Below are 14,064 nucleotides of genomic sequence, written 5' to 3'. Positions count from 1 at the left end.
TAGCGAGATGCTACTTCGGTTCAGGCTTTTTTTGTGGACGGTCATCAACGGCGGTTCATTTCACGCGGATAGCCTTCCGGGTTTTGTGACTGCCAGCGCCAAGCGTCCTGGCACATGTCATACAACGTTTTTTCAGCTGTCCAGCCGAGGAGGCGTTCGGCTTTTGACGCATCCGCATAACAGGCGGCGACGTCACCCGGGCGACGGTCGACGAACTTGCGTTTGACGTCGATGCCGGTCGCTGACTCGAACGTCGTCACTAAGTCGAGGACGCTTGAGCCGGTCCCTGTCCCGAGGTTAAAGGCTTCAATGCCTTGGTGCTTATACTCGAGTGCTTTGAGGTGTCCTTTTGCAAGATCGACGACGTGGATATAATCCCGAATCCCTGTCCCGTCCGGCGTCTCGTAATCCTGTCCGTAGACACTGAGTTCATCCAAACGTCCGGCTGCGACTTGCGTGACGTACGGCATCAAGTTGTTCGGGATGCCGTTCGGGTCTTCCCCGATCAATCCACTGATGTTGGCACCAATCGGATTGAAGTACCGTAACAAGGAAATCTCCCAGTCTGGATCGGACGCCGCGACGTCTTCAAGCATCTGTTCAATCATCAGCTTCGTCGCGCCGTACGGATTTGTCGTCGAGCGTGGCGCCGACTCGTCGATTGGTGTCGTTTCCGGCACACCATAGACGGTCGCAGATGAACTGAAGACGAGTTTTTTGACGTTGTGTCGCGCCATGACTTCGAACAAGACGAGTGAACTGACGAGATTGTTCTTATAGTAGGACAGCGGTAAGGCGACGGACTCACCGACGGCTTTCAAACCAGCGAAATGGATGACGGCTTCGATGTCATGCTCCGTAAAAATCTGTTCGAGTGCGTTCATGTCCATCACGTCGTTTTCATAAAACGTGACCGGTTTTCCGGCGAGCTGCTCGATTCGGTCGAGGGCGATTTTTTGACTGTTGCTCAAGTTGTCGATGACGACGACGTCATATCCTGCTTGGAGCAGTTCGAGACACGTGTGGCTACCGATATAACCGGCGCCTCCTGTTACTAAGATTTCCATAAAGATTCTCCTTTTTGTTACATTTATTTTTGTTACATTTATGGGGATAATCATAGCATGAAATGATTGTCTGTTCCATGCTTGAAAGCTCTTGGAAAGGGAATCCTTTTACTAGACTAATTATGAGGAGGACCAACCATGACCCACTTCGACTATCTCGAGCAGTACCTTAGCACACACGCGACGTATTCGGCGCTGACGATTAAAGCTTATCGCAGTGATTTACGCCAGTTGGAGAAGGCATGTGTCGAGTGGTCGGTCAAGTCCCTCCAAACGTATTTTGATCACGTCCTCGGACAGTATAAACCGGCGACGGCACTGCGGCGGTATCATGCGTTGATGGCACTCGGAAATGAACTTGTCCGGGTGAAACGACTTAAGGTCAATCCAATGAAACAAGTCCGACCGATCGTCCATCAACACGTCCGGCAACGGGACGGTTATCCGTTACTCGAAGCAATCGATGTCATCCGGCAAATCAAGCATCCGACGTACCGTCTCTTTTTCGAACTCATCAGCCAAACGGGCCTCCGCTTCATGGAGGCCCGTTTGTTGTCGATCGAGGACATTCAGTTTGCGACAGCGACGTTACTCGTCCGGCACGGAAAAGGACGACGCTTGCGGACCGTACCGCTCGGGCACCGTTTAGTCGCAAAGTTAAAAACGTTCATCGGGGAACGTATGACGGGGCATGTCTTTCGTTCTGTCCGCGGCAAGGCGATCCATGAACAAGGAGCGCGGGACGCGTTACGCAACCAATCACTTGACCAGTCGGGACGGATGCTCCGTCCGCATGATTTACGTGTCGGCTACGCGACCTACCTGTACCAGACGGCGGGCTGTAAGTTACTCGAGATTCAACGCCTGCTCGGACATGCCCGGTCGGAGACGACGGAAGGCTATATCTTGAGTGAGGAGACAAGACTCAGACGAGTCGTCGATGCCTTGTCGGCGTAAGACGGTTGATCGACGAACGGGCGACTTCAGCCGACGGCAAGATGTACTGTTGCGTCGTCTTCGCGTCACTGTGACCAAGCAACCGCATGACCGTCAGTAAGTCGGTCTGGTGTTCCCGGTAAAGGGTCGTCGCGAACGTCACCCGGAGGTCGTGCGGACGTAACATCCGGCCGAGTAAGACTTCGCTCGCCTGCCGCAATTGTTTCCGTGTCGTGTCGGGACGTAACCGTCGCCCTTGATCGGTCAGGAATAAATATTCCCCGTCCGGTCGTTCCGTCTCGATGTACCGCAACAGGACGTCCGTCAATTCGTCGTTCAACGGGACGAAACGGGATTTGTCGCCTTTACCGTGGCTGACGAACAGTTGGCGCTCCGTAAAATCGAGATCGGCACACGTCAATTGGTGGGCTTCACTGAACCGGAGTCCCGTATGGAGTAGTAAAAAGTAAAACGCATACGTCGCTTCATCGGTCAACGTGTCGATGACACGACGGGCATCCGGATAGCTGAAGGCCGTCCGCAGTTTCGGACTCGGACGAGCCGGTTTCTTAATCTGCTTGAGGGGATTTTTCGCAAGTGACCGCTCCGCGACGAGGGCATCGAACAAGGTCGCTAAAGCATGGATCCGCCGGGCGACGGTTGTCGGGGCATAGGTCGTGTGGAGCAGTGTGATGTATCTTCGGAGTGATGGAAGATCGAGGGCCGTCGCATGGCGACAGAGGTGGCGAACGTCCGAGCGATAGGCTTTTTTCGTCAGACGGCTGTAGGTGGGGGAAGCCTCAATCAAGGCGAGTAAGCGGTCGAGGTAGAACGTCATCATAGGAGGATGCCTTCGACTTTCCGCTTCAAGTCTGACTTGAGGGAGCGCAGACGGGCGTCGGAGTAGCCGAGTGTTCCTTCTGTACCAGCGATCATTGCCTGAAGGAAGGTGAATTCTTTCGGGGAGAGGGCGTGTTCGAGTTCGTTCAGCAAGTAAGGGAAGGAAACAGTTTGTTGACGGGGCAGTTCCGGCAAGGTTTCGACAGCGACTTCGGTCGTCAGCGTGCGAGTCCGTTTGGCGAGATAGTCGAGCATCGCGCCGCGCGCTCGAATGCGGACGAACGTGATGGATAATTCCTTACCAGATTCGATGGATGTCCAGAGACGGAGCAATGCTGCTTGCCGGCATTCATCGTGTTCGTTCGGATGGATCGAGAGGCGGTGCAGGAGTGAATTGATCAGAGGGAGCCAGTGGTGTAAGGCTTCATTCATGGAGAGAATCCAGTCTTTCGGATATGCATATCGAAGGGTATTCCGCGGTAGTTTTAGTATAAGTAGAGTTATCCTCTCTTTTCAAACCGTCTTTTTTGAATCATGCCAACGGTTTTCTGAGCTTTCAAAAGCCGTTCGTCTCGTTTTCCAACTAAATATCGACGATTAACCGAGGAAAAGCCTAGTCTTGTCGCGAGTCACCTCAGGATAACTCTACTTATCCTCGGGGGTGTTCGGAAAAAAACAAACGGATAATGCATGCTGTTATACATGAACAAAGAATGGAAAGGGGAATGTAACTAGTTTTTTAAAAAACCATTTGCTAAAAGCACCAAAATCATTAAATCACATTAATGGAAAATATTTATAATTAAATATAGGTTCGGAAATTTAGAATGTATGAGTTAAAAAGTCTTACTCATCGTTCAAGCCCAGAAAGTCTATATCTATCTAAAAAGAAAAGAGGAATCACTATGCGAGAACGTTATTTATTATTAATCCTTCCGATGATTTATGGATTAGTCGTTTCATCTACTTCAGTAAGTGCATCTATGAATGATGTAATTTTACCCTCGGCAAATCAAGTATCTCTTCTAGAGAATAGAGTCTTGGAAAACGAGGAAATATTACCAGAAGTCTATGCATCACGTGGAAGTGGTATTGAATACGCTGGGGAAGAAGTCGAATTAAGAGCAACGAACAATGCTAAAGTTTATTACACAACGGATGGGACCGTACCTACGATAAAAAGTAATATTTATTCCAAACCTATCGGATTAAACGGTAGAGTGAATCTTCGCTTCTTCGCAATGGATGAATCGGGCAATAAGTCTGAGGTGGTCGAAGAAGAATATTACACGTATTCTGTTGATGAAAAAATAGAGAATGAAGAAACGATGGTTGGATTTGGTGTACCGGGTATGAAAATCACAGTGAATAAACATGGTGAGTCGATTGGTCAAACAATTATCGGTCAAACCGGCAAATTCAAAATCGAGTTTGAGCGTCAACCCGTTAATACTGTGCTGACGATTGTTGCCGAAATCGATGGTTACATACACGACCGGCATCAAGTGCAGGTCTGGGACGATACACCACCGAAGTTTATTGTTCCGCTCGAAATACCGGATAATGTTTTGATATTAACAGGACAATCAGAAGTCGGAGCGACTATCTCCATCTCTGATTTTGAGAACGAAGATCGATTTTTAGGTGAAGGGAAAGTAAAAAGCGATGGTACGTTTAAAATTCCATTTAAACGACCAGAAGGAAATAAAATCTCCGCTATTTCGACGGATGAAAATGGGACGCAACATCAAGTGACCATTACACTGAAAGATGTTACGGCGCCTATTATCAGTTCAATCAGTCCGATTGACGACAAGCAACGAATGTTTTATGTGATTGCTGAAGGTGGAAACTCATTGATTGAAGTATTTAAAGAAGGCAAGCGTATTGCTTTTACTAAAACGAGCGCTTCGCGGGACCAAGATGCTTATTATTTCACGATTGAGAAACAAAAGGCAGGAACAGTTCTGTCCATCATCATTACAGATCCGTCAGGTAATAAAAGTAAGTCGTACCAAGCAGTCGTTAAGGATGCGACACCTCCTTCTGTACCAAAAGTTGCCCCATTTTCCGATGCGATGACAACGTTGACTGGTTCAGCGGAAAATAAGAGTACGGTCATCATTATGAATAAAAACAAGAAAATCGGCCAAGCAACAAGCAAAGCAGGAAAATTTTCAGTGAAACTTGCAGCACAAAAAGCGGGAACCACATTGACTATTTATGCACTAGATGCTGCTAAAAATAAGAGTCAGTCGGTCCAACTAAAAGTAGCAGATAAAACAGCTCCACCTGTTCCGAAAGTAGGGGCTATAACGACGAAGACGACAAGCTTGAATGGGAAAACGGAACCTAGGGCAGTCGTGTATCTCTATAAAGGCAAAACAAAACTTGCCAGTACAACAGCAAATGCTAAAGGTATGTATAAACTTATCTTTAAAGCCCAATCGAATGGAACAAAATTATCACTGTATGCTGTAGATCGTGCAAAAAATAAAAGTAAAACAAAATCTATTACGGTTAGTGTCTTTAAAAAAAGCAATGCAACCTATTTGAAAGAGCATTATACTGCTGCGAAAAAAGGCACGATGTATAAGGCGGAAGCGAAGTTATATGACCGAATGAAAATTAATGGGAAGGATGCCGTGTATGGAATCGACAGTACGGGATGCTGTGTATTCGGGAAAGTTAAAGATGATTTTATATACGGAACGATTGGTTATGACGAAAAATATCCAAATCATGTAGGCGATATCATGACTATCCCTTCGTTTGACCAACGAAAAATTAAGTGGACGGAATTCATTGATGCACTTGGGAAACCGAAAGTACATCGAAAGACTTCAAAAAATGAATGGTACGATATGGTGTACGCTATAAATCGGAAAGTCACAATGAGTTATGAACTGGCAGGTACAATCGAATACAAGCCTACGGGTAAAACGACATTTTGGGCAGACTACGATTACAACGGATATGTAAGAGCATTTGGGCTTCGTCATTTTTAAAAAAATAAATATAGTATATATAAAATCCATAATGTATAGATTTACTGGTGATACGAATAAAACAGGTCCTTGTTCAACTGTATTGGGACCTTTGAGCTTTTGTAGACAACCCCTTATTTCAGAGGTGAAATAAGGGCTTGTCTTATAAATACGAGACCCTTTCGAGAAAATCGCGTATACAGGTTTTTAATTGAGGCATTTTTTTGATCTATCATTAATTCAAGTGAGTGTTGAGTTTATTCTACACGAGGTCATTATGTTTTTGTGTTTGCTTCTAAGCTTTGTACTTCGTAATACAATTCGTTGAACCACCCAAAAGTCAATCGAGAAATTTACAGAATAACCCTTGTGAAAACAGGACTTTAAAAGAGAAATAGGGAAAAGGATTAGACAGTCAGACGTCGTTTAAACGAGGGAGTGGTGAAGGTGGACGCATTCGAGAAGCGGCAACTGGAAAAACGACTACGGGAAGAAGAGCATTTCTTTGAATTTTGTATCGTACCGGATTACGAAACAGTCTACGTCGGGGAGCGGCTTCATACGTTCCCGGTAGAAGAAGTGTCGATTCAATGTTTCCTGCAAGACGATGAACTGCAATTGGTGAGCCTGATCTTCGACAAAATGTCATACGAAAAAGAATCTCTTCTTCAGTGGTTGAGTGAACATGGCATCCATATTGGGGCAGTCGGAAAATCGGCGCTCGTTCACCATGCGCGTTCGGTTGAGTATAGCTACATGTTTTTCGACCACGTCGTCGTCCAGTACACCAAAGGAGACCAAACGATTTCGGTCGACCGTGAGCATGCCGAGGAATGGACGGATTACGAGCGACCACTGCTCGAACGGCTGCTTGATACGGACGGACGCCGCGTGCCAATCCCGATGGTCGTGATCAATGATGAATTGCTGCCGGGATGCCCTACGCTCAAGTTCAATCGGAAAATCGATACCGTTATCGTTGGTGGAACGATCATGAACATCGACCGGATTGATGAATACGGGGACGGGATTGGTTTTTACCGAAAAAATATCCGTGAACCGGTCGCGTTCATGGAGAATGAGCGCGTCGCCATCCTGATTAATCTGTTCGTCGACACGGAAGACGACGGAAAGGTTTGTACCGTGACGTATATGCCGATGGGTGAGTAGGACGACTCGTTCACCCCTTCAAGTTGCGTTTGATAGAAAAGGTCGTTGAGGTCCATAAGATAAAACTAAAGAACGGTCTGAGCCATTACATCATAGGCGCTGACCGTTCTTTGTTGATATGAAAATATATTATCGGAACGTTTCTCCGCCGCCCCACAGTTCACGACCACCTGTATGACCCGTATGAGCATGTGCTTCTTCTTCAACAAGTTGTAGACTGCCTGGCGTTTCGCTGTGATGCCATGTATATCCGTCCGGTGTCTGATTTAAGTAGATTTGTTCAATTTGGGCATCGGTGAATTGATTTTCAAGTCCTGTTTGAGCATCAATTTGATGTGCGAGCTCCGCATTTGCATACGAAAACTGAACATAGTCTGACTCTAGGTACATGCCTTCGTTCAATTGGACTTCAGAGACAGCATCGAATGAAGGGAACACACCTATCAAATGTTCGCCGGAAGGTAATTCAATCGACTGTTCGTGGAACTCGACGCCTGTCACAGGATGTGAGCTGTCGAGTAACTCATCATTGCGTGTTTCGATGTAGTGCGCTGTTTCGTCAGGTACCGTGTCGGGAGACGCAGCTTCCGCGTCCAGAGGATCGATGATGTCGACTAAATCCAGTACGCCGACAGTAAGTGTCGCTACTGCAACCGTTTTACCGAGTCCCTTTGCACCACGGACGATACGTTCCTTATCTTCGTCACGAATCCCGCCAATCACATCACGACTATTTTGTACTGTAGAAGTGACAGCTTGAGAGATGCCGCGAGCCCCTTGTGATCCCGTTCGTTTTAGTTCTCCTAGCCCCTCTTGGAGTTGATCGTCGTCTTTTTTAGCTAAACCAGACACGGTATTCCAGGTCCCTTCCGCAGCGCCGCCTAGAAGAGTACCTGTGTTAACAGAAGCTGATTTAACGGTTTTTCCGATATCTTCGATGAATTCACTCCCGATTTGTTTGCCGATCAGTTTGACGGGAGTTCCAATGACCGTTCCGGTAATTTGACCGGTAATACGAAAGGCTTGTTTAATAAATGCCATAAAGTAATTCCTCCTTGGACTAGAAAACCTACTTGAACCCAGTAGGTCTCAAATAGGTTGGATCTTAAAGATTTAACATCTCGATTTGACATGCTTCCATCGTGACGTCGGTCTTATATGTTCGGACTTTTTGCCGGATTTCTAATGGGACTGCACTTTCATAGACAATCCGTGTCTCGCCTTTCCTTATGCTTAAAAACTATATTTATATTTTTTTACTTTAATCATCATAATCGTAATTTACTTATTTTTCTATATAAATATGCTCCATTAACCAAAATTTAAAAATAGATTACAAATTTTGTTTTTAAAAATAATTATTTATCAAGAAGATATAATATGAAATCGGCGAGTGAAAACAAATAATCGTATATAACGCGAAAGAAGATAGCACTGTTCTAAATAGTTCATTTTCTTTGGAAAATACAGATTGTGAATGATTTTGTGAGGGGAGGGTAAAAGTAAATGTTAGTTATATGAAAAGAAACCAACACTTACGGAGGCGGGAAAAATGAAGCGACTTGACGGATTTCCAACATCATACTGGCGCACTTCGATTGAACATGAAACGTATCCGAAACTAGAAACAGACAGTACGACAGACATCGTCATCATCGGTGCCGGCATCGCAGGACTCGTCGCAGCGGTCCAGTTGATTGATTCCGGATACGCCGTGACGCTGCTTGAAGCGGATCAAGTCGCGAGCGGGACGACCGGATATACGACAGCAAAAGTCTCATCGCAACACGGATTGATTTATGATCAATTGATTCAGACGATCGGTCAAGAGAAAGCGCGCCTCTATTTTCAAGCGAATGAAGAGGCGATTGGGTTTTTACGTGAGCAGGTCGAACGACTCGGCATCGACTGCGAGCTTGAGACGCAGGATGCGTACCTGTACGTCGCGTCCTCAAAAGAAAAGGTCAGTCAACTCGAAAAAGAAATCGAAGCCTATGCCCGACTCGGAATGGACGGGGGAGAGGCGACGGTGGAAGTGCAAGCGAAGTTGCCCTATCCGGTTGAAAAAGCAGTCGTCTTACGTCATCAAGCCCAGTTCCACCCCGTCAAGTACTTACAAGGACTCGCCCGCTACTTCACCGCAAACGGTGGTAAGCTATACGAACGGACACGGGCCATGTCGGTCGAGACAAAACGGACGCCGACCGTCATCGTTGAGAACGGACGTAAAATCGAAGCGCAAAAAATCATCGTCGCTTCGCATTTCCCGTTCAATGATTTAAAAGGGCTCTATTTTTCAAAACTCGAAGTTCACCGGTCGTACATCGTCTCCGGCTTCGTCGATGCAACGTTCCCGGACGGCATGTTCATGAGTGCCGATCAACCGAGTCGCTCCCTCCGGCATGCAAAGACGGCCGATGGACGAACGCTCGGTTTCTTCGGTGGGGAAAACCATTTGTCGGGACACGAGACGCATACGAGAGCCAATTACCAAACGTTGGCGCAGTTCGCGGAAACCGAGTTCGGGGTCGAAGCAATCGAACAGTTTTGGTCGGCGCAAGATTTGATTTCGCTCGATAAAGTCCCCTATGTCGGTCAAATGACGAGTGACGATTCGAATCTGTTCGTCGCAACAGGATTCGCCAAGTGGGGGATGACGAACGGGATCGCGGCAGGTCGTCTCTTAGCCGATCTATTGACCGGGAAATCAAACCGCTACCGGTCCTTGTTCGATCCGAACCGGTCGAAGTTGAGCAAGCAGGACGCGAAACAGTTCGTCAAAAACAATGCCGATGTCGCGCTTGAACTCGTCAAAGGGAAAGTCGCACGTGGCGAGAAAGAGGCGGAGGCGTTAGCACGCGACGAAGGTGGACTCGTCCGCCATGACGGGAAAACGGTCGGCGGGTACCGGGACGCGTCAGGCGAACTGCATCTCGTCAAGACGACCTGTACGCACCTCGGCTGCGACGTCAAATGGAATGACGGGGAACGGTCATGGGATTGTCCGTGTCATGGCTCACGGTTCGATTACGAAGGAAATGTGCTCGAAGGGCCAGCCGTTAAGCCACTGAAAAGAATGTAACGACAGCCAAAAGGCTCACGATGCGTCGTGGGCTTTTGGCTGGTATCGTTATCAATTCGAGAATTCCTGCTTTATTTTTTATAACATGTGCTATAATTACCTGGTATAAAAAATATTTAAGCGTATAACTATATCGGTCGGGTCGAGTATCATGTGGATGTTACGAATTCACCGTCACGAACGCCGTTTCCTGGTTTCATTCAAGCACATCATCTCATTAGCGTCGTGAACGCTGTAACCGAATTCGAGGAGGAAGCAACACATGAGTAAAGAAAAAATCGCCCAGCTTCGTAAACATGTCTCGCCGTTTGAAAAGGCAGACATTAAAGCGAGTGTCAGGCAGATGATCAACACGATCCTGCCGTTGCTCGTCGCTTGGTTTCTCGCCTACCAAGCACTCAAAATCTCAGTCTGGCTTGCGGTTCCGCTTGCGATCATCGCAGCCGGGTTCGTCGTCCGGACATTCATCATCTTCCATGACTGTACGCACGGGTCATTCTTCAAAAACAAGAAAGCAAATGCGATCGTCGGGACGATTACAGGAATCTTGACGTTGTTCCCATACGAAAAATGGAAACGCGAGCATTCGATCCACCATGCGTCGAGTGGAAATCTCGACAAACGTGGCGTCGGTGACATTTGGGTCATGACGATCGAAGAGTATGTCGAAGCATCGAAATGGACACGGTTGAAGTATCGTCTCTACCGGAACCCGCTCGTCATGTTCGGTCTCGGACCATTGCTGTTGATTCTCGTCGTCAGCCGCTTCAATCGTAAGGACGCACGAAAAAAAGAACGCATCAACACACACGTCATCAATGCGTCACTCGTTGTGTTGTATGCCGTCATGATTTATATCGTCGGCTGGCAGGCCTTCTTGATCATTCAAGGAACAACGATGTTCACAGCGGGCGTGCTCGGGATTTGGTTATTCTACGTCCAGCATACGTTCGAAGATTCGTATTTCGAGGATGAAAGCGAATGGGACTACGTCAAAGCGGCGATCGAAGGAAGCTCGTACTACGAGTTGCCGAAAGTCTTACAGTGGGTGACAGGAAACATCGGCTTCCATCACGTCCATCACTTAAGTCCCCGTGTTCCGAACTATCATCTAGAAAAAGCCCATACGGCGACACCACCCCTTCAAAAAGCAACGACGATCGGCTTATTCTCGAGTCTGAAGTCGCTTCGTTATAAACTATATGATGCTAAAAATAAAACGTTCGTGACGTTCCGCGAAGTCAAACATCTGTTGCGTGAACCGAAAACATCTGTATCTTAAGCAAGACGCTCACTTGGAAACGGGTGGGCGCTTTTTTGTCTCCGCCTTTAGGCGTAGGTAGCGCATCGCTTTTCATGGTAAGCTATTCCGATAGTAGAAGGAGGGATGCTACATGCGCCGGATACCGATTGCCTATATCACAGGAGGCGCCATCCTGTTAGCGTTGTTTGGGTTTAGCTCGATGACGTATGAACAACAATCCTTGATTCCATTTTTGACGAACCATGTCCCGCTCGGCTGGGTCGCTGCGTTTTCGTTCGTCTCGTTTCATTATGAAGTCCCAATCAGTGTCGCAGCCCTCGGACCGGCGGCATTCGTCGAGTTCTTCATCCGTAAAGGGATGCATGCGGGTCTGTTTTTTGTCCTCGGTGTCAGTCTAGTCCACTTGTTGCGGATGCGACGTTATCGCCCGGTCCCCGCTGCCTTTTTTGCTTTTACGACAGCAATGACCGTCGGCGTGCTCGATGAGTTCCATCAACTCTTGACCGGTGGACGGACGCCACTCGTCGGTGACGTCTTGATTGACGGGAGCGGGGCATTCGTCGGGATTTTGCTTTACACGGGACTCCGACTTTTCCTGAAGGCGGACCGGATCGTCAAAACGGACTATCAACGAACGAGCTAACCAAAACATCCCCCGTTCTCTCAACAGTAGTTGAAAAGACGGGGGATGTTTTGGTTCAGTTAAAAGCGTTGAACCCACTCGATTTTGTATTGTGTCCGGCCGTACTCTTTACGAAGCATGTTGTCCGCTTTTTTGCGGGCGGCCGTGTGGTCACTCGCCCGGATGATCAGGCGATCGGTCTCGACGATTTCTTCGTGTTCGATGACATGGTATTGGATGGTATATTCTTTGTTGAACAGATTCAGTAATCCCATGGAATTAAATACCATATTATTCATTTCGATGGTTATTATATGGTATTTAAAAAGGAGTGGAAATCTAAAATAGTGGCTTTCGTCTCTCTCTATAATAAATAGTATATGAATCGAATAATTTATTGGTTTTTTTGATTAGAATGACGATAAAGCGTGGTGAAATACAAGATTGTTCTGAAAATTATTATTTTTGAATATTTTTTTGAAATGAATTGCTGAATCATTTGACCCATTCGGAAAGTTTTATAATCTACGTGGAAGATATATTTAGATAGTTTATTTGAAGATTAACAATAATTAACTTGGAATCTGTTTGGGATTATCGGTATGATAGGGAAGAATGGTGAAGAGGCCATTCGTGAAGAAAGGGGTCGAAGATTGACCATGCACGACATCAATGAAACGAATCAATCAATCCGTCAAAAGGAACCGGTTGTAAGACGCGAGCATGTGTATTTTTGGTTGCTGCTCCTGACGTCAATCGTGACAGCATGCGGCATACTCGTTCTCGTCATCGAATTTCCGATGGTTGGACTGATGATAGTAAGTGGAGTGGTTTTAGTACTTGGACTGGTTGTGATGAGAAAGTGGATCCAGCTGACGACGTTACGGAGTGAACAAATTCGTGTAAGTGACGTCTTGTTTTACGATCTTCAATCCCGAGTCGCGCATCAAGCGAAAGAACTTGGACTTTGGCGGATGCCGGAGACCTATTTGATTGACCATCCACAGCTGACGACACCACGAGTTGTCTATTTTTTGCAAAAGTATACGCTGTTGCTTCCGGCATCGTACCATTCGCTTGACGATACCGATGAATTTTTGATCATCCGAGAACTCGCGCACGTCAAACGGAATCATCATGAAAAACGTCTTGTCCTCCTGCTCGGAAGCTGGGTGCCGTTTTTACGCGCGGCCTATGTACGTGCCTGTGAGGAAACGGTTGACCGGATGGCGCTTCGGCGGGTCCCGCGTGACGTTGCCGTACGTGGCATCCTCAGTTTGACGGTCGGTCGGGCGATTGTGGAAAATCTTGATATGAACGCCTACATAACAGAAAAACAAGCAGGCGCATCACTCGCGACAGAGATCGTGCAACTGTTTCGGAAGCAACCGGACGTCTTACGGCGTCTGCAAGCGACCGGAATCGATGCTGCACGTCGGCAGACGATGCGTTGGGTCGTCCGAGGGCTCGTCATGAGCGGAACGCTGGTCGCGCTCTTCGGGCTTGCTGTCGTCGGTCGACACGTCCCGCAACTGTTCGCTGACTTGACGACATTCGTCGAACAAGAAGCTGGAATTGAGCAGGACTTAGGTGAAACGGAACTGATGGCGGCAATCCAAAAGGGGACGCTCGAGGAAATCGAACAGCTGTTACCGACGAGTGATATGCAGGCCGTCGATGCGGACGGTGATACGGCCCTGCATTATCTCGGATACCGAAAGTCGAGTAAGGGGCTTGAAGGTGTATTTGACGCCTTGATTGAAGCAGGCAGCGACGTCGATGCGATCAACGACTTCGGGGAGCGACCGTTCATCACAGCCGTCTACAGCAATAACAAGGAACTGGTCGCCTTATACTTGAAGCAAGGTGAGAAAATGGATCAGCAAGACGATGACGGCTATACCCCACTTCACCATGCCGTCGAAGGTGAAGGCAAGCAGACCGTCAAGCTGTTGCTTGAGAAAGGGGCCGACCCGACGATTAAAAATGATGAAGGCTATACACCGTTAATGCTTGCGGAAGAATATGAACTCGACGACATCATTCTTTTACTGAAACAAAATGTACCGCAAACGTTATGAAAAAAGACGCTCTCC

General features: G+C 47.3%; 12 protein-coding genes. 7 read left to right on the top strand and 5 right to left on the bottom strand.

Annotated elements, in window-relative coordinates; genetic code table 11:
* Nucleotides 1-44: 44 nt before the first annotated feature.
* On the bottom strand, nucleotides 45-1,067 hold the full coding sequence (galE, locus tag P403_RS0105755; protein WP_029331660.1) for a UDP-glucose 4-epimerase GalE: 1,023 nt from the start codon (nucleotides 1,065-1,067) through the stop codon (nucleotides 45-47).
* A gap of 138 nt (nucleotides 1,068-1,205) precedes the next feature.
* Between galE and P403_RS0105750 the strand changes: the two genes are divergently transcribed.
* Nucleotides 1,206-2,024, top strand: coding sequence for a tyrosine-type recombinase/integrase (locus P403_RS0105750; RefSeq protein WP_029331659.1), 819 nt, complete (start codon nucleotides 1,206-1,208; stop codon nucleotides 2,022-2,024).
* Here the strand turns inward: P403_RS0105750 and P403_RS0105745 are convergent.
* Both P403_RS0105745 and P403_RS0105740 read right to left on the bottom strand, forming a co-directional pair.
* Nucleotides 1,993-2,844: a tyrosine-type recombinase/integrase gene (locus P403_RS0105745; RefSeq protein WP_029331657.1), complete on the bottom strand. Its 852-nt coding sequence runs from the start codon at nucleotides 2,842-2,844 to the stop codon at nucleotides 1,993-1,995. The two genes, P403_RS0105750 and P403_RS0105745, sit on opposite strands and share 32 nt — an antisense overlap.
* Complete coding sequence (locus P403_RS0105740) at nucleotides 2,841-3,275, bottom strand: sigma factor (protein WP_029331656.1); 435 nt, start codon at nucleotides 3,273-3,275, stop codon at nucleotides 2,841-2,843. The genes P403_RS0105745 and P403_RS0105740 overlap by 4 nt, the downstream gene beginning before the upstream one ends.
* A gap of 473 nt (nucleotides 3,276-3,748) precedes the next feature.
* On the opposite strand from P403_RS0105740, the gene P403_RS0105735 reads away from it, so the two are divergent.
* Nucleotides 3,749-5,851, top strand: a complete 2,103-nt coding sequence (locus tag P403_RS0105735) for an Ig-like domain-containing protein (RefSeq protein WP_029331655.1) — start codon at nucleotides 3,749-3,751, stop codon at nucleotides 5,849-5,851.
* A gap of 426 nt (nucleotides 5,852-6,277) precedes the next feature.
* Nucleotides 6,278-7,000 carry a hypothetical protein gene (locus tag P403_RS0105730; RefSeq protein WP_029331654.1) on the top strand — a complete coding sequence of 241 codons (723 nt, stop codon included), beginning with the start codon at nucleotides 6,278-6,280 and terminating at the stop codon, nucleotides 6,998-7,000.
* Nucleotides 7,001-7,129: 129 nt separating this feature from the next.
* Here P403_RS0105730 and P403_RS16270 read toward each other — a convergent pair whose 3' ends face one another.
* Nucleotides 7,130-8,041: an HNH endonuclease gene (locus P403_RS16270; RefSeq protein ID WP_051667317.1), complete on the bottom strand. Its 912-nt coding sequence runs from the start codon at nucleotides 8,039-8,041 to the stop codon at nucleotides 7,130-7,132.
* A 511-nt stretch (nucleotides 8,042-8,552) separates the two neighbouring features.
* On the opposite strand from P403_RS16270, the gene P403_RS0105720 reads away from it, so the two are divergent.
* The 3 genes from P403_RS0105720 to P403_RS0105710 all read left to right on the top strand — a co-directional run bounded on the left by P403_RS0105720 (nucleotide 8,553) and on the right by P403_RS0105710 (nucleotide 11,989).
* Nucleotides 8,553-10,082 carry an FAD-dependent oxidoreductase gene (locus tag P403_RS0105720; RefSeq protein ID WP_029331652.1) on the top strand — a complete coding sequence of 510 codons (1,530 nt, stop codon included), beginning with the start codon at nucleotides 8,553-8,555 and terminating at the stop codon, nucleotides 10,080-10,082.
* Between the two features lie 262 nt (nucleotides 10,083-10,344).
* Nucleotides 10,345-11,364, top strand: coding sequence for a Delta(5) desaturase DesA (gene desA / locus P403_RS0105715; protein WP_029331651.1), 1,020 nt, complete (start codon nucleotides 10,345-10,347; stop codon nucleotides 11,362-11,364).
* Nucleotides 11,365-11,476: 112 nt separating this feature from the next.
* The gene (locus P403_RS0105710) at nucleotides 11,477-11,989 is read left to right on the top strand and encodes a VanZ family protein (RefSeq protein WP_029331648.1); all 513 of its coding nucleotides are present in this window, start codon (nucleotides 11,477-11,479) and stop codon (nucleotides 11,987-11,989) included.
* A gap of 59 nt (nucleotides 11,990-12,048) precedes the next feature.
* Here the strand turns inward: P403_RS0105710 and P403_RS0105705 are convergent, their stop codons facing one another.
* Nucleotides 12,049-12,243 carry a hypothetical protein gene (locus P403_RS0105705; protein WP_029331646.1) on the bottom strand — a complete coding sequence of 65 codons (195 nt, stop codon included), beginning with the start codon at nucleotides 12,241-12,243 and terminating at the stop codon, nucleotides 12,049-12,051.
* A 384-nt stretch (nucleotides 12,244-12,627) separates the two neighbouring features.
* On the opposite strand from P403_RS0105705, the gene P403_RS0105700 reads away from it, so the two are divergent.
* Nucleotides 12,628-14,049, top strand: coding sequence for an ankyrin repeat domain-containing protein (locus P403_RS0105700; protein WP_235195177.1), 1,422 nt, complete (start codon nucleotides 12,628-12,630; stop codon nucleotides 14,047-14,049).
* Nucleotides 14,050-14,064 lie beyond the last annotated feature (15 nt).

The organism is Exiguobacterium oxidotolerans JCM 12280, from assembly GCF_000702625.1.
GTDB lineage: Bacteria > Bacillota > Bacilli > Exiguobacteriales > Exiguobacteriaceae > Exiguobacterium_A > Exiguobacterium_A oxidotolerans.
Note: the sequence above shows the minus strand (reverse complement) of the source record. Positions and strands in the feature narration are given on the sequence as shown.

Coding starts and splice junctions, on each gene's coding strand:
- P403_RS0105710 (WP_029331648.1), top strand. CDS start 11,477: ATGCGCCGGATACCGATTGCCTATATCACAGGAGGCGCCATCCTGTTA.
- P403_RS0105720 (WP_029331652.1), top strand. CDS start 8,553: ATGAAGCGACTTGACGGATTTCCAACATCATACTGGCGCACTTCGATT.
- P403_RS0105705 (WP_029331646.1), bottom strand. CDS start 12,243: ATGGGATTACTGAATCTGTTCAACAAAGAATATACCATCCAATACCAT.
- desA (WP_029331651.1), top strand. CDS start 10,345: ATGAGTAAAGAAAAAATCGCCCAGCTTCGTAAACATGTCTCGCCGTTT.
- P403_RS0105745 (WP_029331657.1), bottom strand. CDS start 2,844: ATGATGACGTTCTACCTCGACCGCTTACTCGCCTTGATTGAGGCTTCC.
- P403_RS16270 (WP_051667317.1), bottom strand. CDS start 8,041: ATGGCATTTATTAAACAAGCCTTTCGTATTACCGGTCAAATTACCGGA.
- galE (WP_029331660.1), bottom strand. CDS start 1,067: ATGGAAATCTTAGTAACAGGAGGCGCCGGTTATATCGGTAGCCACACG.
- P403_RS0105735 (WP_029331655.1), top strand. CDS start 3,749: ATGCGAGAACGTTATTTATTATTAATCCTTCCGATGATTTATGGATTA.
- P403_RS0105740 (WP_029331656.1), bottom strand. CDS start 3,275: ATGAATGAAGCCTTACACCACTGGCTCCCTCTGATCAATTCACTCCTG.
- P403_RS0105750 (WP_029331659.1), top strand. CDS start 1,206: ATGACCCACTTCGACTATCTCGAGCAGTACCTTAGCACACACGCGACG.
- P403_RS0105700 (WP_235195177.1), top strand. CDS start 12,628: ATGCACGACATCAATGAAACGAATCAATCAATCCGTCAAAAGGAACCG.